Origin of the sequence: Thermodesulfobacterium hydrogeniphilum (assembly GCF_000746255.1) — a bacterium.
Lineage (GTDB): Bacteria > Desulfobacterota > Thermodesulfobacteria > Thermodesulfobacteriales > Thermodesulfobacteriaceae > Thermodesulfobacterium > Thermodesulfobacterium hydrogeniphilum.
In genome coordinates, this window is the sequence record NZ_JQKW01000007.1 from 55,555 (window position 1) to 75,545 (window position 19,991).

Here is a 19,991-nt window from a genome sequence, read left to right on the forward strand (position 1 = left end):
AAGGAGAGGATAAAGATTATTTGGTTTAAAAAATTAGAAATAAATCTTAATAACTTAAAAAAAAATTTAAGAGCTTTAAAAAAATTTTTACCAGAAGAAACTAAAATTTTGCCAGTTATCAAAAATGATGCTTATGGTCATGGTCTTTTAGAAGTAGCTAAAGCTCTTTCTACTGAAGGTATTTGGGGATGGGGGCTTTCTGAGCCAGAAGAAGCTCAAATTTTAAGAAAACAAGGATTTAAAGAACCCATTCTTCTTTTGTCAGGTTTTGAAAAAGATTGGATAGAAGAATTAATCAGGCTTGATATAACACCTGTAATAGTTAGTATAGAATCCTTAGAATGTTTAGAGAATTTTGCCAATAAAAAAAATATCAGACTTGAGTTTCATTTGAAAATTGATACAGGGATGCACAGGTTTGGTATTTCTTTAGAGGAACTTGATTTATTTATAGAAAAATATAAACAGATTTCAAGTTTAAAATTAATAGGAGTTATGACTCACTTTTCCTGCTCTGAAAAACCAGAACATGAATTAACTCAGCTTCAACTGAAAAAATTTAAGGATGCAATTTATATGTTAAACAAGCATAATATTAAACCTAAATATATTCATTTTGCTAATTCAGGTGGTATAATATTTTTATCAGAGAAAGGAAACTTGGTAAGACCAGGGATTAGTCTTTTTGGAGGGTATCCTAATAAAAAAGCTAAGGAAATTATAAAACTTTATCCAGTTATGACTTTCAAGTCCCGCATAATAGAGATAAAAAAAATAAAAAAAGGAGAATACGCAGGATATGGCCCCAATTTTTTGGCTAAGAGAGACACTATTTTAGGATTAATTCCAGTAGGATATGGAGATGGATATTTAAGAAGTTTAAGTAATAAAGGTTTTGCTTTTTATAAAGATAAAAGGGTTCCTATTGTTGGAAATATTTCTATGAAGGCTTTGTATTTAGATCTAACAGATGTAGAAAATCCTCAAATAGGAGATGAGGTTATCCTTCTTGGAGGAAAAAATGAAGAGGTTCCAGCTGATGAACTCGCAGATTTAGCTGGAACCATCAGTTATGAACTTTTTTGTAGCTTAGGCAAAAACATACCCAGAGAGTATTTAAATGTTTAATATTGGATTTTCTGAAGCTGTTATAATTTTTTTAGTTGCTCTTATTGTTCTTGGTCCTGAAAGACTTCCTGAAGTAGGGAAATATTTAGCCAGATTATCTATTGAATTAAGAAAAAGTATAGAAGAAATAAAAAGAGAACTTGAAATTGATGAAATAGGAAAAGACTTAAAAGAGGCAAAAAAGGAAATAGAAGAAATAAAAGAAGATACAACCAAATTGGCAGAAGAAGCTTTAAAAACTGAAGAGTCCTTGAAATCTGATGAGCAAACTAAACATTCCTAAAATATTCGCAGTAGATGTTCTTGGTAGAATAAGAAAAGAAATTATTATTTATTCTTTCCTTTTCCTTTTTTTGTGGTTTTTTATTTTTTTTACACTTCCTTATGTTTTCCCTTATCTGATGCTTCCTTATTTTAAATTCCTTAAAGGAGAACCTTTAGTTTTTACTTCTTTAGAAGAAGCTTTATTCGTTTTGTTAAGAGCATCTTTTTATATGGCTTTAATTATAACTTTTCCTTTTTTACTGATACGTTTATGGAAAGCTGTTTCTTCAGAATTTTATGAACCTGAAAAAAAACTTTTAAAAAAAATATTTACTTTATCCATTTTTCTTGGAATTTTAGGAATAATTGTGGGGTATTTTTTGTTTGTTCCTATTTTACTGAAAATTTTTTTGTATTTTGGTAAAAATTTTGAGGCTAATTTAAAGATTAATTATTTTTTATTTTTTATTTTAAGGGTTATTCTTTTTTCTGTTATTATATTTCAGATGCCTTTATTTTTAGCTCTTTTAATAAAAGAAGAATTTATTACTGAAGAAGTTTACAAAAAAAGAAGATTTTACTTTTTAGGTTTTTTTTATGCTATGTCAGTGCTTTTAGTTCCAACAGATTTTTTTTCTCAGATCTTGTTAACTTTGTTTTTTTTCTTATTTTTTAAATTAGCCTTTTTTTTAGCAAAGATCTTAAAATAAAAAGGAGGTCTTATGGGTAGAAGAAAGAAAAAAGAAACTATTTCTCAAATTATAGATGAACAAATACCATTTCAAAAAGAATCTTTTGTTCCTGAAGAAGGGATGAAGTATATTATGCTTATAGGAGATGGAATGGGAGATTTTCCTATGAAAGAACTTGAGGGAAAAACACCTTTAGAAGTGGCTATTACACCTGGTATGGATTTTATAGCTTCTTATGGAGAGATAGGAACTTGTCAGACAGTTCCACCTGGTATGCATCCTGGATCAGATGTAGCAATTATGGGACTTTTGGGATATTCTCCTGAAGAAAAATATACTGGAAGAGGTCCTATTGAAGCAGCGAGTCGTGGAATAATTTTAAGACCAGAAGATGTTGCTTATAGATGTAATTTAGTAACCTTAAAATTTGAGGGAAATGATCTAATAATGGAAGATTATTCTGCAGGGCATATTTCTACAGAAGAAGCTATACAATTAATAGAGGCAATAAATAGGTATGCAGCTACAGATAAAATAGAAATAATTCCTGGAGTAAGTTACAGACATATTTTGATATGGAGGGGAGGATCAGGAGGTCTTCATACTTATCCTCCTCATGATCTTTTAGGAAAAAGTGTCTGGTTTGCTTTTCAAGCTTATGATGAAGAACCTTATTTAAAAGAGTTTATTATTAAAGCTATAGAAATTCTGGAAAAACATCCCATTAATCAAAGGAGAAAAATAGAAAATAAACCCCCTGCGAATGCTATATGGCCTTGGGGACAGGGAAGAACCCCGGAGTTTGAACCATTTGAAGAAAGATGGGGACTTAAAGGAGCTGTTATTTCTGCAGTAGATTTAATAAAAGGTTTAGCTGTACTTGCTAATATGACAGTTATAGATGTTCCAGGAGCAACTGGATATTTAGATACTAATTACGAAGGTAAAGTTGATTATGCTATAGAAGCTTTAAAAGATCACGATTTTGTCTTAATTCATGTAGAAGCTCCAGATGAAGTTTCTCATGAAGGCTCTTTAGAACTTAAAATAAAAGCTATAAATGAATTTGATAGAAGAATAATTAGATATTTACTGGAAAAAATTATTGAAATTACTGATAAATATAGAATTTTGGTATGTTGTGATCATTTGACTCCTATTTCTATAAGAACTCATTCAGCCAAACCTGTTCCTGTAGCTATTTTTGATTCAGTAAAAGATAAAGATAAAAAGAGAGATATAAAATTCTGTGAAAGAGAAGCTTATCGTTCTTCTTTATTTTTTAAAAGTGGTCCAGAGCTTTTGCAATACTTTCTTCAAAGAAGACCAAAAATATTACAGCAATATTAAGTATTAAGGAGATTTTAAAATGGAAATCTCTAAAACAGATATTTTGATAATAGGTTCAGGTATAGCAGGATTAAGCTTAGCTTTGAAATTAAAAGACCTCGGAGATATTACCATTCTTGCTAAAAAACGCATGTTTGAAACTGCTACTACTTTAGCTCAAGGAGGAATTGCCTGTGTAATGGGAGAGGACGATAGTTTTGATTTTCATATTCAAGATACTCTTATAGCTGGAGATGGTCTTTGCAAAAGAGAAACTGTAAAGTTGGTTGTGAAAACAGCTCCTGAAAGAATAAAAGATTTAATAAACTGGGGAGTAAGTTTTGATAAAGACCCTGATAATCCTCAAAAGTTTCATTTAACTTTAGAAGGTGGTCATTCTAAAAAAAGAATCCTTCATGTAGGAGATTATACAGGAAGGGTTATTGAAAACACTCTTATAGAAAGAGTTTTGGAAACAAAAAATATAAAAATTCTGGAAAATCACTTTGTGGTTAAACTTATAGGGGACAAGAATAATTCAGAAAAGCCTTCTCAAGTGTTGGGAGCTCTTGCTCTTGATCTCACTCATGTTAAACCAATTATGTTTTTAGCCAAAGTAGTGGTTCTATGCACAGGTGGAGCAGGTAAGGTATATCTTTATACCAGTAATCCTGACACTTCTACAGGAGATGGTATAGCTTTGGCTTATAATTTAGGTTGTAGAATTGCTAATATGGAATTTATTCAATTTCATCCTACCTGTCTTTATCATCCCAAAGCTAAAAATTTTTTAATTTCTGAAGCTCTGAGAGGAGAAGGTGCTATATTGCTTAATGCTGAAGGAAGAAGATTTATGCATAAATATGATCCTGTAAGAAAAGAGCTTGCTCCAAGAGATATTGTTACCAGAGCTATTGATATGGAACTTAAAAAAACAGGTGCTGACTGTGTTTATTTAGATATTACCCATTTACCATCTGATTATATAAAAAAACGTTTCCCTTATATTTATGAAACATGCTTAAAATATGGAATAGATATAACATCTCAACCTATTCCAGTAGTTCCTGCTGCTCATTATCTTTGTGGAGGAATTTATACAAATCTATGGGGACAAACAGATATTTCAAACTTATTCGCTATAGGAGAATGTGCTTGCACAGGCTTACATGGTGCTAACAGATTAGCTTCTAATTCTTTATTAGAAGGTATATGCTTTGCTCATCAAGCCAGTTTAAAAATCAAGGAAATGTGGAAAAAATTAAAAGATCAACCCTTTAAGGAACCTAAAATAAAAGATCCTGTAATTAAAGAAATAAAAGATGAAAAAGTATTTATATCCCATAATTGGGATATTATAAGAAAAATTATGTGGGATTTTGTTGGAATAGTTAGAAGTTTAAAAATGCTTGAATTTGCTAAAAAAAGATTAGATTTTTTAAAAAAAGAAATAGAAGAAAACTGGAAAGGGATATACTTAGATTTAGATGTTATGGAACTTAAAAAAATAGCTTTGGTAGCAGAATTAATTATAGAATCTGCTCAAAAACGTTTAGAATCCAGAGGAACTCATTATTTGGTTGATTATCCTGAAAAAAAAGAAGAATTTTTAAAAGATACTGTAATTATCAAAAAGGTTTGAAAAATTTTTAAAAAATTTAAAAAAATTACTTTACAAAATAAGAATTTTTGATAAGATTAATATAAATTTGGTTTTTAGGAGGAAAGTGTGAAAGTTATTTTTGATCCAGATATACCTGAGGATCTTAGGGAAGATATTTTAGAAGCTATAAATGAAGAAAATATAGGAAATGCCTGTAAAATCTGTGGCTGTGACACTTTATATGTAGCTCTTTTAGAAAATATTTTAGATGTTAAATGTTATGAATGTGGGCATTCTTATTTAGAAATAGAAATAGCTGAAGAGGAATAATAAAATTATAAAAAAGATTCTAAAATTTCTTTAAAAGATATTGCTCCAATTCGTATTAAAGAGATATTATTATCCACTACAGAAATAATAGTAGAGGGAGCTGAGGTTTCAAGATGCCCCCCATTTAAAATAAAATCTAAGTCTTTTAATTGTTCTAAAATTTCCTGAGCACTTTTACAGGGTGGTTTGTTACTTATATTAGCACTTGTTCCTGTGACAGGATTGCCAAATATCTCTATGATTTTTTTTACAATAGGAGAAGAAGAAAGCCTTATTCCTATAGTATTAGTCCCAGATGTTAATAAAGAAGATAGATTTTCTTTAGCAGGAAAAACTATAGTTAAAGGTCCTGGCCAAAATTTTTCTATAAGTTTTTCTGCTACAGGAGGTATTTCTTTTACCAAAGAATAAAGTTGTTCTATATCAGAAATAAGTAAAAGAATAGGTTTATTTTTAGGGCGTTTTTTAAAAGAAATAAGCTTTTTTAAAGCCCTTTCTGAAAAGGGATTAGCTGCTAATCCATAAAAGGTTTCTGTAGGTATAGCTCCTACTTTATCTTTTTTTAAATAAAAAGCTATTTTTTCAGAAATTTCTTCTAAATTAGAAAGATCGGGTTTTAGCTTTAAATAATCCATTTTTTAAAAATTTTTTAACTAAGCAGCAGAGGCTTTTTCTTCAGAGATAGCTTTTTCTTCTGAAATTGCCTCCTCTTTTGGTTCTTCTTCAGATATGTAAATTTTTTTATAAAAAATGAGTCTTTTACAATGAGGGCACTCATAATACCGATTATCCTTCTGAATTTCATTGTAAAGTTGAGGAGGTATAGCCATGTGACAACCTTCACACACATAATTATCTACAGGAGCAATTCCAACTCCACCCTTTTTTTGTTTAAGAATTTCATATTTTTTTAATAAGTTAGAAGGAATTTCTTGAGCTATATTTTCTCTTTTTTTGAGAAGTTCAGCTTTATTATTAGAAAGTTCAGCACAAAAGGCTTCAAATTTTTGTTTTTCTTCATTAAAAATAGCTTCAATTTTATTTAATTCTTCTAACAACTTAGTTTTTTCTTGTTCCAGATTTTCTATTTCTTCCATTAATTTTAAAATTTCATCCTCCTTTTGTTTATTAGCTTTTTTAATTTCTTCAATTTCTCTTAAAAGAAGTTGATATTCTCTTGTTCCTCTAATTTGGATTAGACGAGCCTGAGTGCTTTTTAATCTTTGATATTCTTGCTTTAATTCTTCTTCAAAAAGATCTTTTTGCTTTTTCTTTTCTTCCAGAAGAGAAGAAAGTTCTTCTAACTTTTTTTGAATTTGATCTTTATCTTTCTGAGCCTTTTGAAGAGATTGAGGAATATCATTCATGGCTTTTTCAATTTTTAAAATTTCTAAATCAATTCTTTGTAATTCAATAAGTTTTAATATTTCTTCTTGCATCTAATCCCTCCTCTTATTTTTAAAAATTTTATATGGACTTGGTTCTTTATATATTTCTATAGGAAGAACTACATTTTTTTCAGAAAAAAATTTTTGTAATTTATCTTTAAGAACTGGTAAAATAAAACTTTCTGATAAGCCATGATCTATAATTATAAAATTGAAACCCTCTTCTAAGGAATCTTTTGCAGTATGATATTTCACATCAGAAGTAATTAAAGTATAAACTCCGATCTTTTTTAATTCATCTTTTAGAAAAGAACCTGAACCTCCGCAAAAACCAAAAGAGTTTATTGATGAATCTAAATCACCCACTACCATTATCCAACTGTCAATAATATGACTAATTTTTTCTGCTAAATCTTGCAGTTTAATAGATTTTTTTAAATATACAACCCTTCCAAGACCAAATTTTTGATTAAATTTTTCTTCTTTTATAATAAAATCTGAACTCTCAAAATTTAGAGCTTTTAAAAAAGCCTCTGATACCCCTTCAGAAATTTTATCTAAGGGTGTATGCCATGAAATTAGATTTAAATCGTGTTTTATAAGAAGATAAATAAGCTCTCCCTTAAGTTCATCTTTAAGGATGCAAGAAAGGGGATTAAATATCAAAGGATGATGGCTTATTATAAGATTTAAATTTTTTTCTAATGCATAAAAAATAGCATTTTTAGTTACATCTACTGTTAAAAGAATTCCAGAAACAGAACTATTATAAGAACCTATTTGTAATCCATTATTATCTCTGGGTTCAGCAATCTGAAGAGGAGCTAAATTTTCTAAAAATTTATATAAATCTTTTACTAATAAAGACATAAATAAACTAATGGGCCCGCCAGGATTCGAACCTGGGACCTTCCGGTTATGAGCCGGTGGCTCTAACCAACTGAGCTACGGGCCCCTCTTCACCTCTGCAAATATAAAAAATAATATACTTTAAAATTTTGTCAAGCCAATAAAAACTTTACTTAGACTCAGATTTGCACTCTGAACATAATCCATAAAAAATAATTTGAATATCTTCTATATCAAAACCTTTTAATTGCTCAGGCACAGAAATATTAATTTGATTATCTACATCTATAACCTTTTTGCATCTTTTGCAAAAGAAATGATGAGGATGTGTTGAAGGATCAAATCTTTTTCTTGTACTTTCTACATTTAATTCTTTAATTAATCCCTTTTTTACTAAAATCTCCAAAGTGTTATAAACAGTAGCAAAAGACATACTCGGAAATTTGGGTTTTAAAGCATTGTAAATATCCTCAGCCGAGGGATGCTCTTTGTTTCCCTCTAAATATTCTATAATGGCTAATCTTTGAGGTGTTAATTTTAATCCTAAACTTTTATAAAATTCCAACTTTTGTTTCTTCATTAGTTCCCCTCTTTATTTATTTTATATACGTTTTTATTTTAAAACATTTTTTTCTTTATTCAAGTTTTTACATAAAAGTTTTAAATCTTCCCAAGAAAAATTTTTTAGTCCTTGGCAAAATTGTCTAATAATGTAGAAATTTTCAGGATATTTAAAAATAGCAGAAACAAAAGGCCATTCTTTACATTTAGCAGGTTTTACAGGATGAATTTTACATAGTTTAGTTTCTTTATCAAAAAAAACACAATACCCATTTACAGTTTTCATTTCAATTCTGTATTTTCCTTTTTTAACAGTATAAAGTTTAAGAAATTTTTCTTCTGAAAGACCGAGAAATTTAGAAATATTTTTTATTTCTTCAATAGAGAGGCTAACTGTGCTTTCACCTTTACAACAAAATCCACATTTTTTGCACTCAAAAGTTTTCATAAGGTATAGGATCAGGAATGCCCGCCTCTTTAAAAGCTTTTAATCTTAATTTACAAGAGGCACATCTTCCGCAAGCTTTTTCTCCTTCTCTATAACAAGACCAGGTTAAATGAAAAGGTGTTCCAAGCTTGATACCTAATTCAACAATCTCTTTTTTAGAGAGTTTAATAAGAGGGGTCTCTATTTCTATTTGGGTCTCAGGTCTTGTGCCAAGGTTAATAGCTTGATTAAAAGTTTTAATAAAAGCTTCTCTGCAATCAGGGTAACCAGAGAAATCCACCTCATTGACTCCTATGAAGATTTTTTTTGCTCCTATAACTTCAGCCCAGGCAGTAGCTAAACTTAAAAATATACCATTTCTAAAGGGAACATAAGTAGATGGAATAGGAGCATTATCATCTTCAGGAATTTCAACATTTTCAGAAGTAAGACTTGAACCTCCGATCTCTTTAAGAAATGGAATATCAAGAATGTAATATTTTTCAGGTTTAAAATATTCTACTAATTTTTTAAAACACTCCAATTCTTTTTTATAAGACTTTTGTCCATATTGAAAATGTAAGAAAGCTAAACGATGATTTTGAGAAGCTATACTAGCACAGACTGCACTATCCATTCCAGAACTTAAAAGAACTATAGCTAAATTCTTGGACATTTTAAAAAATTTATAAAATTGAAAAAATATCATTCAAAAGCGCCCCCAAGGGGATTTGAACCCCTGTCGCCGGCGTGAAAGGCCGGTGTCCTGGACCTGGCTAGACGATGGGGGCATAAATAAAAAATGGGCCGGGCAGGACTCGAACCTGCGACTCTCGGCTTAAAAGGCCGATACTCTACCGACTGAGTTACCGGCCCATCCTTCTTATCAGTGATTTTAAATATAAACTATTTAACTTTTTTGTCAAGTATATTTGAAACATTAATTTTTATTTCTATATCAAAAATCTCTTCTGGTATACCTTTTAATGCTTTGATAAAACCTATCACAGGTAAAGCTAAAATATCTTCTACAAAATCTTTTAAAGGAATTTTATTTCCGTTTACTTTTAAGAGAACCCTTTTTTTATTTCTATTTATAAATTCTATAATAAAATTTAAAATTTCCTCCTTTTCATCCCAATCCCAAAATTTTTCGTCAGGATATCTTTTTTGCCATATTTTTTTATTTTTCACAACAAAACCTAATAAATTCCTTAGACAACTTTTTATTTCTTTTATATCCTCTGTCTCATCTCTGATAATCCAAATTTTAGGTAAAATGTCAAAATTTTTAAATCCTTCAAAAATAACAAGATCATAAACCCAAAAAAGTGATAGAAAATAACTATACCAATCTTTGTAGGAAAAAAAATTTAGTTTTTCTGGTTGAAGATAAAGAGTAAAAAACTTTTTTTGAAAAAGAGCCACTGCTGATGCTCCAGACTCTCTATAGTTCCAAGTATCTTTCTGAGGAATATCTGTTAAAATTTTCTCTTCATGACAGGATTTTACTACCCCTACTTTATAGCCAAGTTCTGTGAGCTTATTAACAAGATAAGTTCCTAAGATAGTTTTGCCAGCTTTACGGTATCCTGAAATAGCTAAAAAATAAGACATTTAACAATATTTATTTAAAAAATTCCTCTCCTGGATTTAAAGCAACAATAGTTAAAGGAAAATTGTATTTTTTTAATTCCTTTTCAAACTCTTCTACAGTTCCGCTAAGGATAGGAAAAGTTCCATAATGCATAGGAATAACAATTTCTGGTCTCAAAAGATCACAGGCCTTGGCTGCTTCTTTTGGACCCATAACATAATGATCTCCTATAGGTAAAATAGCAATCTTGGGAGAATATAGCTCTGCAATAAGCTTCATATCATAAAATAGACCCGTATCTCCAGTATGATAAATACTTATTCCATTCTCTAAGGTAATTACAAAGCCACAAGGATCACCACCATAACTTCCATCAGGAAAAGAAGAGCTATGGAAAGCAGGAACCATAGTGAATTTTAAATTTCCAACTCTGTAAGTTCCTCCTATATTCATTCCTGTAACTTTTGGGACACCATTTTTTAACAAAAATTGCTGAATTTCATGAATTGCAATAACTTCTGTTACTGAGGTTCTGGCAAGTTTAAGAACATCTCCTAAATGATCTCCATGAGCATGAGTAATCAAAATAAAATCATAAGGACCTAAATCCACATCTTTTGGGGTAGCAGGATTACTAATCCAAGGATCTATAAGAATCTTTTTGCCTTCTTCAGAAACAATTTTAAAACAGGAATGACCGTAAAAAACTATCTCCATTTTTGAACACCCTGTGATAAAATTAAGAGCGGGCGACGGGATTCGAACCCGCGACCTGCTGCATGGCAAGCAGCCGCTCTACCAGGCTGAGCCACGCCCGCTTTTTTACATTTATAAATAATATAACTTAAATTTTTTTACTGTCAAGAAATCCAAAATAATACATTAATCCTCAGGAGCAAAACACTCCGCAAGTTTTATCAATTTTTCATATTCTTCATCTACTCTTTTTTGAATATACTCTATTTGTTCAGATGTTAAATGTCTGAATCTTCTTTGAAGTTTTAAATATTCCTCTACAGGTTTAGGTTTTGTTATCCTTTTCACTATATATTTTCCATCTATTACTTCATAAAGAGGAAAAACTTTTGTTTCTACAGCTAATTTAGCTAATAAAATACTATCTTCTCCTTTACAACCCCAACCTGTAGGGCAAGGAGAAAAGACATGAATAAAAGCAGGACCATTGACCAAAGCTGCTTTTTTAACTTTATTCATAAGATCTGTAGGATAAGCAGGACTTGCTGTAGCAGCATAAGGAATGTTATGAGCAACTACAATTCCCATAAGATTTTTCTTCCAGGTAGTCTGTCCCTTTATAAGTGTTCCAGCAGGACTTGTTGTAGTATGAGCTCCATAAGGTGTAGCAGCAGATCTTTGAACACCTGTGTTCATATAAGCCTCATTATCTAAACATATATAGATAAAATCATGTCCTCTTTCCAAAGCTCCAGAAAGAAATTGCAAACCTATATCAAAAGTAGCTCCATCTCCTGCAAAAACCACTATGTTTATTTTCTGTTTACATCTTATTTTCCTTTTTCTTCTCAAAACTTTAATAGCAGCCTCAATTCCAGAAGCAACAGAAGCTGCATTTTCAAAAGCTACATGTATCCATGGTATTTTCCAAGAAGTATAAGGAAATGGCGAAGATATAATTTCCATACAGCCAGTAGCTGAAACTGCAATAGTATTAGGTCCTAAAGCTTTTAAAGCTAATCTAAGTGGTAAAACAGTTCCACATCCCTGACAGGCTCTATGTCCTGGAGCAAAACCTTCATATTCTGGTAATTTTTTCAAAGTAAAACCTTTAAACTTTTTTAACTCTGGTCTCATAGCTCTACTCCTTTACTCCATAAATTTCATAAGAAACCTTTAGTCTTTTACTTAAAGCTTCATAGGTTTTTTCAAAAAGCTCTATAAAATCTTCCTTTGTGACATCTCTTCCGCTGAGTCCTGCTATAAAATTGACCACTTTTGGTCTTTTATTAGATTGATATAAAGCTGAACGAACCTCTATACCTACAGGGCCACCTGTAGAACAATGACTTACAGCTCTATCAACCACTCCGAGAGCTTTAACCTTACCTATAGACTTAATGAAATCTCTTAAAGGAAAAGGTCTCCAGAGTCTAAATCTTACTAATCCTACCTTTTTACCTTTTCTTCTTAAATAATCTACTGCATTCATAGCAGTTTCAGCTAAACTTCCCATAATAATAAGTGCTACCTCAGCATCTTCCATCTCGTAAGTTTCTACAGACTGATACTTTCTTCCTGAAATTTTCTCAAATTGTCTCCAAGCATTGATTATGATCTTATAAGATGCCTTCAATGCTTCATCTTGAGCTTTTTTGGCTTCTGTATATATCTCAGGAATCCCGATAGCTCCAATACTAACAGGTTTTTTAGGATCTAATTTATATTTCATTCTCAGAGGTGGTATGTATTTATCAACCAAATCTTGGTCAAGCAGTTCTATAGGTTCTATAACATGAGAAAGAGTGAATCCATCTATATTTACAGCTACAGGTAAAAGGGTTTTCTCTGCGACTTTATAAGCATGATAGATCAAATCCACAGCTTCCTGGCCATTTTCAGCAAAAGTCTGAATCCATCCAGAATCTCTTATAGTCATTACATCAGAATGGTCATTCCAGATACTAATAGGTGCAGAAATAGATCTGTTAGCAATAACCATAACTATAGGAAGTCTAAGAGCAGAGGCTATAAAGAGGTTTTCATACATAAGAAGAAGACCCTGAGAAGCTGTAGAAGTGAAAGTTCTTGCACCTGCAGCAGAGGCACCTATGCAGGCACTCATAGCTGCATGTTCAGATTCAACCGGTATATACTCTGCATCAAGTTCTCCATTATTTACAAGCTCTGCTAAATGCTCTACTATATGAGTCTGCGGTGTAATAGGATAAGCTGAAATAACATCTACTTTACATTGAGCTACTGCATCAGCAATAGCAATGGAAACTTCTTTAGCAATCTTTTTCCCCATTTTAAGCCTCCTCTAAAACCATAGTAATAGCACCCTTAGGGCAATTAGCAGCGCAAATTCCGCAACCTTTACAGTAATAAAGATCTACTATAAAATAACCCTCTTCATCCTTTTTATAACATAAATCAGGACAAAAAATGTAACACATACCACATTTTATGCATTTTTCTTTATCAAGCACAGGTCTATAAGCCCTCCAGTCTCCTGTTTTGAATTTTACAGAATTGCCTGGTTCTAAAATATACATACCAGGAGCTAAATCTTTCCAGCTCACTAAACCTTGATCTTTTGGCATAGCTTTACTCCTTATTTATAGATTTTAATTTCTTTCATAGCTCTTTGTAAGGCTTTTATATTCTTTTCTGCTAATTTACCAAAACGGGCTTTCAAAGCCTCCTCCATATAAGAAGGTTCTATTAACCCTGTTACTTTTAAAAAAGCACCTAACATAGTGGTATTGGTGATAGGGAGACCAATTTCTTCTATAGCAATTTTTGTTGCATCAACCAAAGCTAAATTCCCTTTATAGTCTCCTAAGATTTCTCTAACTTCTTTTTCGCTATAATGAGAATTTAAAATAGCTATTCCATTTTCTTTTAGACCTGAGGTTACTTTAACTATCTTAGGTAAAGAGGGATCTAAAACTAAAATTATATCTGGATTATAGACTTTTTCTCTGGTGCGAACAGGAATATCGTCAATTCGTGCAAATGCTTGAACAGGAGCACCTCTTCTCTCAGGACCAAAGCTTGGAAAGGCTTGAGCAAATTTCCCTTGATTTATAGCTGCTATTGCTATAAGTTCAGCTGAAGTAACTGCTCCTTGCCCCCCTCGTCCATGCAATCTTATTTCTATCATAGATCACTCCTTTTTAACAAAATTTGTTTACTTTACTTAATTTTTGTGTATCATATATTAAGAAAAAAGTCAAGAGAATTGTTAATTTTTTCTTAAAGTTTTTACTTTTAAAATTATAATTTAAAAGGGGGGAAAAATGGCAGAATTAGAAGGAAAGCTTGCTTTAGTTACAGGAGCTTCCAGAGGAATTGGAAGGGCTATTGCTTATGAATTTGCTAAGGAAGGGGCTGATGTAATAATTAATTTTCGCGGTTCAGAGGATAAAGCTAAAGAATTGGCTCAGGAAATTGAAAAACTTGGCAAAAAAGCCTATCTTGCTAAATTTGATGTTTCTGATTTTGAAGAAGTGAAAAAAAATATAAAAAAAATAGAAGATAATATAGGAAATATTAATATTTTGGTTAATAATGCAGGAATTACCAGAGATACTTTATTTTTGAGAATGAAAGAAGATGACTGGGATAAAGTTTTAAAAACCAATTTATATTCTGTGTTTTATGTAACTCAGGCAGTTCTTCCTATGATGATGAAAGAGAGATGGGGAAGAATTATTAATATTTCTTCTGTAGTTGCTTTTACAGGAAATCCTGGACAGACAAATTATGCTGCAGCTAAAGCAGGTATTATAGGTTTTACCAAGGCTTTAGCTCTGGAAGTAGCTGGAAGAAATATAACTGTAAATGTGGTAGCTCCAGGTTATATAGAAACTGATATGACTGCTAACCTTCCGGATAAAGTAAAAAATGCCTTTATAGAAGGAATACCTTTAAAAAGACCAGGAACTCCTGAGGAAGTAGCTTACTTAGTTTCCTTCTTAGCAAGCCAAAAAGCAAATTATATTACTGGTTGCGTTTTTCATATAAACGGAGGTCTTTACAGAACCTAAAAATAAAATTAATAAAGGGGCTAAAAAAGCCCCTTTATTAATTTAAAATTTCACTTCTATATTAATCCCTATCCATTGTGGAATAGCTTTTACACCTTTAAATTCTTCATAATCTTCATCAAGTAAATTTTTTCCCCATAGACAAAGAGTGGTATGTTTGTAAAAAGTTTTTTGAATTTTGAAGTTTATTAGATATACTTCTTCACTTCTATAGTATTTTCTATAATTTAACTCTCCAGCCAGTTCCATATTGTATGGAAGATGAGCTAATACACCTAAAATAAAATTATGAGTTAAATATCTACCTGTATATCTGGCACTTGATAAATTTTCTGCAATCTGATTTAAGTATGTATAACTTATGAAAGGTTTTACCTTTGTAAAATTTATTTTTCCATCAATTGTAAATCCCAAAGTTTTTAGAGTTTCTATATTTTGTGCTTGTATTATATTGTCTGTTTTTATCCAATCTATAATATCTTTTCCGTATCGGTAAAATATAGTTCCAGAAAAAGTTAAAATATCTTTGCTATAATCAAAGCCAGCTTCTAAATTATAAGCCTTTTCAGGAGTTAAAGAAGAATTACCTTTAACAGTTGGAGAATCATAATAAAGCTCAGTAAAGCTCGGAATTCTGTAAGAAAAACCAAAAGAGCTTCTCAATTTTAAGGTAGAATTTAAAAGATATGCTAAACCCAAGTTGTAAGAAAAAATATCTTTATTTTTGGATATAGTATCATATCTAACCCCTACACTTGGAAAAACTTTATGATTTATTTTAGGATAAATCCATAAGTAGAAACCTACTTCTTGTCTTAAATGGTCTCCAAGCCTTGAGCTATCAAGCGTTTCATAAGAAAGTTCAGTTCCCAAAAGATAATCTGCAGGAGCTGTTTCGTATCTTAAAGGAAAATTCAAACGAAATACCTGGGATTTATGTTTATTTTTGTAAAAATCTGGATTATTTCTATCTAATACATAAGTATCGTAATTTACTCTATAAAGAAAAGCTGGCTCTACAAACCAGACATTTCCATAAAAATTCTTTTTAGCAAGAAAAATATGAGTTTTTGTACTTTCCCATTCTGGATATTTTCCTGTATAAAAATTTCTTGCTCCAAAATCTTTCTCTTGAAATCCGTAAAAAATGGTTTTTCTTTTATCTTTAGTATATAGATTGAAAGTTCTTATATCAAAATCTCTATCCCATATAAAACCATCAGCTTTTTGTTGGGAAAAGATGATGTTAATAGGAGAAAAAGGGCTGGAAAAACCCAGTTTTCCAAAAAAATCTTTATAATTATAACTTCCATATCCAATAGAAAATTTATATCCAGGAGAAGAAGGTTTGAGATTAAAGTTAACTTCTCCTCCAAATCCTCCTGGTCCATAAATAGCACTTGCTCCTCCTGGTAAAATTTCAACACTTTCTAAAATATCTTTTTCTAAAGGAAGATTCATTAAATGATGAGCTGTTTGAGGAGAAGAGACTCTTATTCCTTCAATGGTCACCAAATTTTCTTCAAAACTGCTTCCTCTAATAGAAAGATCCTGTTGAACCCCAAAAGCTCCTCTTTCATTTAACTTGAATGCTGAGAAGAGTTCAGGTCCAAAATACGAGAGAGTTTTCCCTTTTATTATTTTTACTTCTTGACTTATTTTTTCTAAATTTTGTGTTTTTGCTGGTGCAGTAACTTTAACTTCCTCTAAAAGATAAGAATTATTCATTGCCGCTAATGCATTTATGTTTACCATACTTGTAAATAAGGTTAACCCAAAAAACAAAATCCTGCTATTTTTATTCATAGCTTTCCCTCCTGTAATTGAAGCCTTCCTCCAGCTACTTTTATGTCTTTTTCAGGAAGTATTAATCTGAAAAGGTTAAAAATTTTTGTTCACTTTGTTAACCTATTCTACAAAAATAGGTTAACAGTTAATTTAAATATAAAAATTTAAAAAATCAAGCTTTTAATTTTAAAAATTTTTACCAAGAAAAAACAAAAATTAGCAAAAAACCAATTGTTCAGATTTAGAAAACCTATATTTTTAAATGGATTTTAAAAATAGTTGACAATTTAAAAGGCAGGAATATTATAATTTTTAATATGAAGCCTGAAGTTTGGATTTTGGATGATGAAAAGGGTATTTTAGATGTTTTAGAAGATATTTTAAGAGATGAAGGATATGCTGTAAAAACTTTTTTCTTAGCTAAAAATTTTCTTGAAGAGCTTCAGATAAAATCTCCTAAGATAATTCTTTTAGATCTTTGGTTAAAGGATAGAGATGGTCTTGAAGTATTGCAGGAAATAAAAAATTTATATCCTGAAATTCCAGTTATTATTATTTCAGGTCATGGAACTATTGAAACCGCAGTAAAAGCTATAAAAATGGGAGCATTTGATTTTATAGAAAAACCATTATCTTATGAAAGAGTAATCGTAACTATTGAAAATGCTCTTAAACTGATATCCTTAGAAGAAGAGAATAAAAGACTCAAAGAAAAAATTTTTGGTAGGATTCACCTTACAGGAGTATCTTCTGCAATTAAGCAGATAAGAGAATTGATTTTAAAAGTTGCTCCTACTGATACAACAGTTTTAATTCAGGGAGAATCAGGAGTAGGAAAGGAGCTTGTAGCCAAGCTTATACATTTACATTCAAAAAGAGTTAATGAACCTTTTGTAGAGGTAAATTGTGCTGCTATACCAGACACTCTTATAGAGGCAGAGCTTTTTGGATATGAAAAAGGGGCTTTTACAGGTGCTCAAACCTCTAAAAAAGGTAAATTTGAGATTGCTCATAAAGGAACTCTATTTTTAGATGAAATAGGTGATATGAGTCTTAGTGCTCAAGCTAAGGTCTTAAGAATTTTACAAGAAAAGAAAATTGAAAAACTGGGTAGCACCAAATCTATAGAGGTTGATGTAAGAATTATAGCAGCAACCAATAAAAATCTTCAAGAAGAGATTAGAAAAGGGAATTTTAGAGAAGATCTCTATTACAGATTAAATGTTTTTCCTATATATATACCTCCTTTAAGAGAAAGAAAAGAGGATATTCCTATTTTAGTAGAGGAATTTTTAGAAGAAATAGCTTTAAAAACAGGATTAGGAAGAAAGATTTTTAAAAAAGAAGCTTTAGAAGCTTTGATGAAATATAACTGGCCTGGAAATGTAAGAGAATTGAAAAATTTTATAGAAAGAGTAGTCATAATAAGCCCTGTGATAGAAATAAGCTATAAAGATCTTCCTTCTGATTTTAGAAATTTGATAGAAAACTATAAGGAATATTTTGTAGATTCTCAACCTTGGTTCAAAGAAAAGGATTATAAAACAGCTAAGATCCTTTTTGAAAAGGAGTTTTTAAAAAGAAAGCTTCTGGAATATAAGGGCAATATTTCTCAAACTGCTAGAGAGATAGGTTTGGAAAGGGCTTATTTGCAAAAGAAGATTAAAGAACTTGGTATAAAAGAAGATTTAAAAAATTAATTCTTACTATATCTTTTAAAAATAACCCTGGCATAGGGCTCGGTTTCTAAGTTAGCAAAGTCTTTTTTTTGCCATTTGTAATATCCTATTACTCCTACCATAGCAGCATTATCAGTGCAGTATTCAGGAGATGGAAAAAGGACTATTAACCCTTCTTTTTGAGCTTTTTTATAAAAAAGTTCTCTTAATCTTTTATTAGAAGCTACTCCTCCAGCTACTACTATACGATCAATTTGATACTGGTGAGAAGCTTTTATAGTCTTTTCAATAAGAACATCACAAATTGCATCTTCAAAGCTGGCACAAACATCTTCTATTTTGAAAGAAGGATTATTTTTTAAAAAATTTAAAACTGCAGTTTTTAAACCTGAAAAACTAAAATCTAAGGTTTCCTCTTCTAATAAGGGTCTGGGGAAAGGTATAGCTTTTCTATTACCAGTTTCAGCTAATTTACTTATAATGGGTCCTCCTGGATAACTAAGATTAAGAAGTTTAGCAACTTTGTCAAAGGCTTCTCCTGCTGCATCATCTCTGGTATGTCCTAAAAGCTTGAAATCTTCAAAGGAGTTTACTAAAAATAAAGCTGTATGTCCTCCTGAAACAAGAAGCCCTATAAAAGGAAACTTTACAGATCTTTCTAAAAAAATAGCAGAAAGATGAGCCTGCAAATGATCTACTGCTATAAGAGGAATTTTTAAAGCAAAACTTAAAGCTTTAGCAAAAGAAACTCCTACTAATAAAGAACCTATAAGACCAGGTCCAAAAGTAACTGCTACTGCTTTAATATCATGAGGGAAACACTGACATTCTTCTAAAAGTTTATGAATTAAAGGGGGTAAGACCTCTAATTGTTTCCGTGAAGCAATTTCAGGAACAATTCCTCCAAAAGGAGAATGGAGAGCAACTTGAGAATAAAGAAGGTGTTTAATTAAATCTCCATTTTTAGAAAATAAAGCTACTCCTGTTTCATCACAAGAAGTTTCTATAGCAAGAAGCATAATTAACCTGGAAATATCAAATCTTCTAAAAGTTCTGAGAATATATGTAAAAATAAAAGATGTCCTTCTTGAATTCTGGGAGTTTCTTTGCTTGGAACGAGTATCAAATAATCACAAAGATCTTTCATCAATCCACCATCTCCACCACTTAATCCTACAGTATAAAGACCTAATTCCTTAGAGACCTTGAGAGCATTTATTACATTAGGAGATTTTCCACTTGTGCTTATTCCTAAAGCTATATCTCCTCTTTTTCCAAGAGCTAAAATTTGTTTAGAAAAAATTTCTGAGAAATCATAATCATTGGCAATAGCTGTAAGAACAGAGGTGTCTGTAGTTAAGGCTATAGCTGGAAGTGGCTTTCTTTCTTTTTTAAAACGATTTACGAGCTCCCCTGCAAGATGCTGTGAATCAGCAGCACTTCCTCCATTTCCAAAAATAAGAATTTTTCCTCCACTTAAAATCACATCCTTAGCAAGTTGAGCTACTTTTACAATCTTTTCACTTTCAGATTTAATAAATTCTTCCTGAATTTTTCTTGAATTTTCAGCTATTTTTAAAATTTTATTTTGTAAAAACTCCATAA

The 19,991-nt window shown here is 30.9% G+C and carries 23 protein-coding genes and 4 tRNA genes; 8 read left to right on the top strand and 19 right to left on the bottom strand.

The annotated features are described in order from the left end of the window. Positions 1–39 precede the first annotated feature (39 nt). The 6 genes from alr (at position 40) to CC87_RS02640 (ending at position 5,346) form a co-directional block, all read left to right on the top strand. Positions 40–1,128, top strand: coding sequence for an alanine racemase (gene alr / locus CC87_RS02615; RefSeq protein WP_245605485.1), 1,089 nt, complete (start codon positions 40–42; stop codon positions 1,126–1,128). Continuing rightward, positions 1,121–1,411 carry a Sec-independent protein translocase protein TatB gene (gene tatB, locus CC87_RS02620; RefSeq protein ID WP_038055877.1) on the top strand — a complete coding sequence of 97 codons (291 nt, stop codon included), beginning with the start codon at positions 1,121–1,123 and terminating at the stop codon, positions 1,409–1,411. The genes alr and tatB overlap by 8 nt, the downstream gene beginning before the upstream one ends. Further along, positions 1,389–2,102: a twin-arginine translocase subunit TatC gene (locus CC87_RS02625; RefSeq protein ID WP_038055879.1), complete on the top strand. Its 714-nt coding sequence runs from the start codon at positions 1,389–1,391 to the stop codon at positions 2,100–2,102. The genes tatB and CC87_RS02625 overlap by 23 nt, the downstream gene beginning before the upstream one ends. Before the next feature lie 12 nt (positions 2,103–2,114). Then, positions 2,115–3,434, top strand: a complete 1,320-nt coding sequence (locus CC87_RS02630; RefSeq protein WP_051920468.1) for a cofactor-independent phosphoglycerate mutase — start codon at positions 2,115–2,117, stop codon at positions 3,432–3,434. Positions 3,435–3,453: 19 nt separating this feature from the next. Continuing rightward, on the top strand, positions 3,454–5,055 hold the full coding sequence (gene nadB, locus CC87_RS02635; protein ID WP_038055881.1) for an L-aspartate oxidase: 1,602 nt from the start codon (positions 3,454–3,456) through the stop codon (positions 5,053–5,055). A gap of 87 nt (positions 5,056–5,142) precedes the next feature. Continuing rightward, positions 5,143–5,346 carry a hypothetical protein gene (locus tag CC87_RS02640; RefSeq protein ID WP_038055883.1) on the top strand — a complete coding sequence of 68 codons (204 nt, stop codon included), beginning with the start codon at positions 5,143–5,145 and terminating at the stop codon, positions 5,344–5,346. A 5-nt stretch (positions 5,347–5,351) separates the two neighbouring features. Here CC87_RS02640 and CC87_RS02645 read toward each other — a convergent pair whose 3' ends face one another. From CC87_RS02645 to CC87_RS02720, 16 genes are all read right to left on the bottom strand, one after another. Next, positions 5,352–5,981: an L-threonylcarbamoyladenylate synthase gene (locus CC87_RS02645; RefSeq protein ID WP_051920470.1), complete on the bottom strand. Its 630-nt coding sequence runs from the start codon at positions 5,979–5,981 to the stop codon at positions 5,352–5,354. Between the two features lie 18 nt (positions 5,982–5,999). Next, complete coding sequence (locus tag CC87_RS02650) at positions 6,000–6,785, bottom strand: zinc ribbon domain-containing protein (RefSeq protein ID WP_038055885.1); 786 nt, start codon at positions 6,783–6,785, stop codon at positions 6,000–6,002. Next, positions 6,786–7,604, bottom strand: coding sequence for a Nif3-like dinuclear metal center hexameric protein (locus CC87_RS08845; protein ID WP_084222169.1), 819 nt, complete (start codon positions 7,602–7,604; stop codon positions 6,786–6,788). Between the two features lie 11 nt (positions 7,605–7,615). Further along, positions 7,616–7,689 (bottom strand) — tRNA-Ile (locus CC87_RS02660). A 63-nt stretch (positions 7,690–7,752) separates the two neighbouring features. Further along, positions 7,753–8,163 (bottom strand): Fur family transcriptional regulator, encoded by a 411-nt coding sequence (locus CC87_RS02665; protein WP_038055889.1) that lies wholly within the window; start codon positions 8,161–8,163, stop codon positions 7,753–7,755. A 33-nt stretch (positions 8,164–8,196) separates the two neighbouring features. Beyond that, on the bottom strand, positions 8,197–8,592 hold the full coding sequence (locus tag CC87_RS02670) for a YkgJ family cysteine cluster protein (protein ID WP_038055891.1): 396 nt from the start codon (positions 8,590–8,592) through the stop codon (positions 8,197–8,199). Further along, a complete protein-coding gene (queC, locus tag CC87_RS02675) occupies positions 8,579–9,247 on the bottom strand; it encodes a 7-cyano-7-deazaguanine synthase QueC (RefSeq protein ID WP_038056270.1) in 669 nt (222 codons plus the stop codon). The genes CC87_RS02670 and queC overlap by 14 nt, the downstream gene beginning before the upstream one ends. Positions 9,248–9,287: 40 nt before the next feature. Further along, positions 9,288–9,362: transfer RNA gene (locus tag CC87_RS02680), tRNA-Glu, on the bottom strand. A 12-nt stretch (positions 9,363–9,374) separates the two neighbouring features. Then, positions 9,375–9,447, bottom strand: a tRNA-Lys gene (locus CC87_RS02685). A 30-nt stretch (positions 9,448–9,477) separates the two neighbouring features. Then, a complete protein-coding gene (locus CC87_RS02690) occupies positions 9,478–10,188 on the bottom strand; it encodes a molybdopterin-guanine dinucleotide biosynthesis protein B (protein WP_038055893.1) in 711 nt (236 codons plus the stop codon). A gap of 10 nt (positions 10,189–10,198) precedes the next feature. Next, entirely contained in the window at positions 10,199–10,885 is a 687-nt protein-coding gene (locus tag CC87_RS02695; protein ID WP_038056272.1) for a metal-dependent hydrolase, read from the bottom strand. 27 nt (positions 10,886–10,912) lie between these two features. Then, positions 10,913–10,986 (bottom strand) — tRNA-Gly (locus CC87_RS02700). 64 nt (positions 10,987–11,050) lie between these two features. After that, positions 11,051–12,001, bottom strand: a complete 951-nt coding sequence (porB, locus tag CC87_RS02705; protein WP_038055896.1) for a pyruvate synthase subunit PorB — start codon at positions 11,999–12,001, stop codon at positions 11,051–11,053. A 4-nt stretch (positions 12,002–12,005) separates the two neighbouring features. After that, a complete protein-coding gene (porA, locus tag CC87_RS02710; protein ID WP_038055899.1) occupies positions 12,006–13,175 on the bottom strand; it encodes a pyruvate ferredoxin oxidoreductase in 1,170 nt (389 codons plus the stop codon). A gap of 1 nt (position 13,176) precedes the next feature. Next, the gene (locus CC87_RS02715) at positions 13,177–13,470 is read right to left on the bottom strand and encodes a 4Fe-4S binding protein (RefSeq protein WP_038055901.1); all 294 of its coding nucleotides are present in this window, start codon (positions 13,468–13,470) and stop codon (positions 13,177–13,179) included. A gap of 11 nt (positions 13,471–13,481) precedes the next feature. Next, a complete protein-coding gene (locus tag CC87_RS02720; protein ID WP_038055903.1) occupies positions 13,482–14,033 on the bottom strand; it encodes a pyruvate ferredoxin oxidoreductase subunit gamma in 552 nt (183 codons plus the stop codon). Positions 14,034–14,169: 136 nt separating this feature from the next. Here CC87_RS02720 and fabG point away from each other — a divergent pair, with 136 nt between their 5' ends. Further along, on the top strand, positions 14,170–14,919 hold the full coding sequence (fabG, locus tag CC87_RS02725) for a 3-oxoacyl-[acyl-carrier-protein] reductase (RefSeq protein WP_038055909.1): 750 nt from the start codon (positions 14,170–14,172) through the stop codon (positions 14,917–14,919). 42 nt (positions 14,920–14,961) lie between these two features. On the opposite strand, the gene CC87_RS02730 is transcribed toward fabG, so the two are convergent. Continuing rightward, positions 14,962–16,725, bottom strand: a complete 1,764-nt coding sequence (locus tag CC87_RS02730; RefSeq protein ID WP_038055911.1) for a TonB-dependent receptor plug domain-containing protein — start codon at positions 16,723–16,725, stop codon at positions 14,962–14,964. Between the two features lie 299 nt (positions 16,726–17,024). Here CC87_RS02730 and CC87_RS02735 point away from each other — a divergent pair, with 299 nt between their 5' ends. After that, positions 17,025–18,407: a sigma-54-dependent transcriptional regulator gene (locus tag CC87_RS02735; protein WP_038055914.1), complete on the top strand. Its 1,383-nt coding sequence runs from the start codon at positions 17,025–17,027 to the stop codon at positions 18,405–18,407. Here the strand turns inward: CC87_RS02735 and tsaD are convergent. Further along, positions 18,404–19,405, bottom strand: a complete 1,002-nt coding sequence (gene tsaD, locus CC87_RS02740; RefSeq protein ID WP_038055916.1) for a tRNA (adenosine(37)-N6)-threonylcarbamoyltransferase complex transferase subunit TsaD — start codon at positions 19,403–19,405, stop codon at positions 18,404–18,406. The two genes, CC87_RS02735 and tsaD, sit on opposite strands and share 4 nt — an antisense overlap. Positions 19,406–19,407: 2 nt before the next feature. After that, a complete protein-coding gene (locus CC87_RS02745) occupies positions 19,408–19,989 on the bottom strand; it encodes a D-sedoheptulose-7-phosphate isomerase (protein WP_156955566.1) in 582 nt (193 codons plus the stop codon). Between the last annotated feature and the right edge of the window lie 2 nt (positions 19,990–19,991).

Excerpts from the sequence above, each read along its gene's own strand:
- CC87_RS02665 (WP_038055889.1), bottom strand. The coding sequence starts at position 8,163 with ATGAAGAAACAAAAGTTGGAATTTTATAAAAGTTTAGGATTAAAATTA.
- CC87_RS02695 (WP_038056272.1), bottom strand. The coding sequence starts at position 10,885 with ATGGAGATAGTTTTTTACGGTCATTCCTGTTTTAAAATTGTTTCTGAA.
- CC87_RS08845 (WP_084222169.1), bottom strand. The coding sequence starts at position 7,604 with ATGTCTTTATTAGTAAAAGATTTATATAAATTTTTAGAAAATTTAGCT.
- tsaD (WP_038055916.1), bottom strand. The coding sequence starts at position 19,405 with ATGCTTCTTGCTATAGAAACTTCTTGTGATGAAACAGGAGTAGCTTTA.
- tatB (WP_038055877.1), top strand. The coding sequence starts at position 1,121 with ATGTTTAATATTGGATTTTCTGAAGCTGTTATAATTTTTTTAGTTGCT.
- CC87_RS02625 (WP_038055879.1), top strand. The coding sequence starts at position 1,389 with ATGAGCAAACTAAACATTCCTAAAATATTCGCAGTAGATGTTCTTGGT.
- porB (WP_038055896.1), bottom strand. The coding sequence starts at position 12,001 with ATGAGACCAGAGTTAAAAAAGTTTAAAGGTTTTACTTTGAAAAAATTA.
- CC87_RS02720 (WP_038055903.1), bottom strand. The coding sequence starts at position 14,033 with ATGATAGAAATAAGATTGCATGGACGAGGGGGGCAAGGAGCAGTTACT.
- CC87_RS02645 (WP_051920470.1), bottom strand. The coding sequence starts at position 5,981 with ATGGATTATTTAAAGCTAAAACCCGATCTTTCTAATTTAGAAGAAATT.
- porA (WP_038055899.1), bottom strand. The coding sequence starts at position 13,175 with ATGGGGAAAAAGATTGCTAAAGAAGTTTCCATTGCTATTGCTGATGCA.
- queC (WP_038056270.1), bottom strand. The coding sequence starts at position 9,247 with ATGTCCAAGAATTTAGCTATAGTTCTTTTAAGTTCTGGAATGGATAGT.
- fabG (WP_038055909.1), top strand. The coding sequence starts at position 14,170 with ATGGCAGAATTAGAAGGAAAGCTTGCTTTAGTTACAGGAGCTTCCAGA.
- CC87_RS02650 (WP_038055885.1), bottom strand. The coding sequence starts at position 6,785 with ATGCAAGAAGAAATATTAAAACTTATTGAATTACAAAGAATTGATTTA.
- CC87_RS02670 (WP_038055891.1), bottom strand. The coding sequence starts at position 8,592 with ATGAAAACTTTTGAGTGCAAAAAATGTGGATTTTGTTGTAAAGGTGAA.
- CC87_RS02730 (WP_038055911.1), bottom strand. The coding sequence starts at position 16,725 with ATGAATAAAAATAGCAGGATTTTGTTTTTTGGGTTAACCTTATTTACA.
- nadB (WP_038055881.1), top strand. The coding sequence starts at position 3,454 with ATGGAAATCTCTAAAACAGATATTTTGATAATAGGTTCAGGTATAGCA.
- CC87_RS02715 (WP_038055901.1), bottom strand. The coding sequence starts at position 13,470 with ATGCCAAAAGATCAAGGTTTAGTGAGCTGGAAAGATTTAGCTCCTGGT.
- CC87_RS02745 (WP_156955566.1), bottom strand. The coding sequence starts at position 19,989 with ATGGAGTTTTTACAAAATAAAATTTTAAAAATAGCTGAAAATTCAAGA.
- CC87_RS02690 (WP_038055893.1), bottom strand. The coding sequence starts at position 10,188 with ATGTCTTATTTTTTAGCTATTTCAGGATACCGTAAAGCTGGCAAAACT.
- CC87_RS02630 (WP_051920468.1), top strand. The coding sequence starts at position 2,115 with ATGGGTAGAAGAAAGAAAAAAGAAACTATTTCTCAAATTATAGATGAA.
- CC87_RS02735 (WP_038055914.1), top strand. The coding sequence starts at position 17,025 with ATGAAGCCTGAAGTTTGGATTTTGGATGATGAAAAGGGTATTTTAGAT.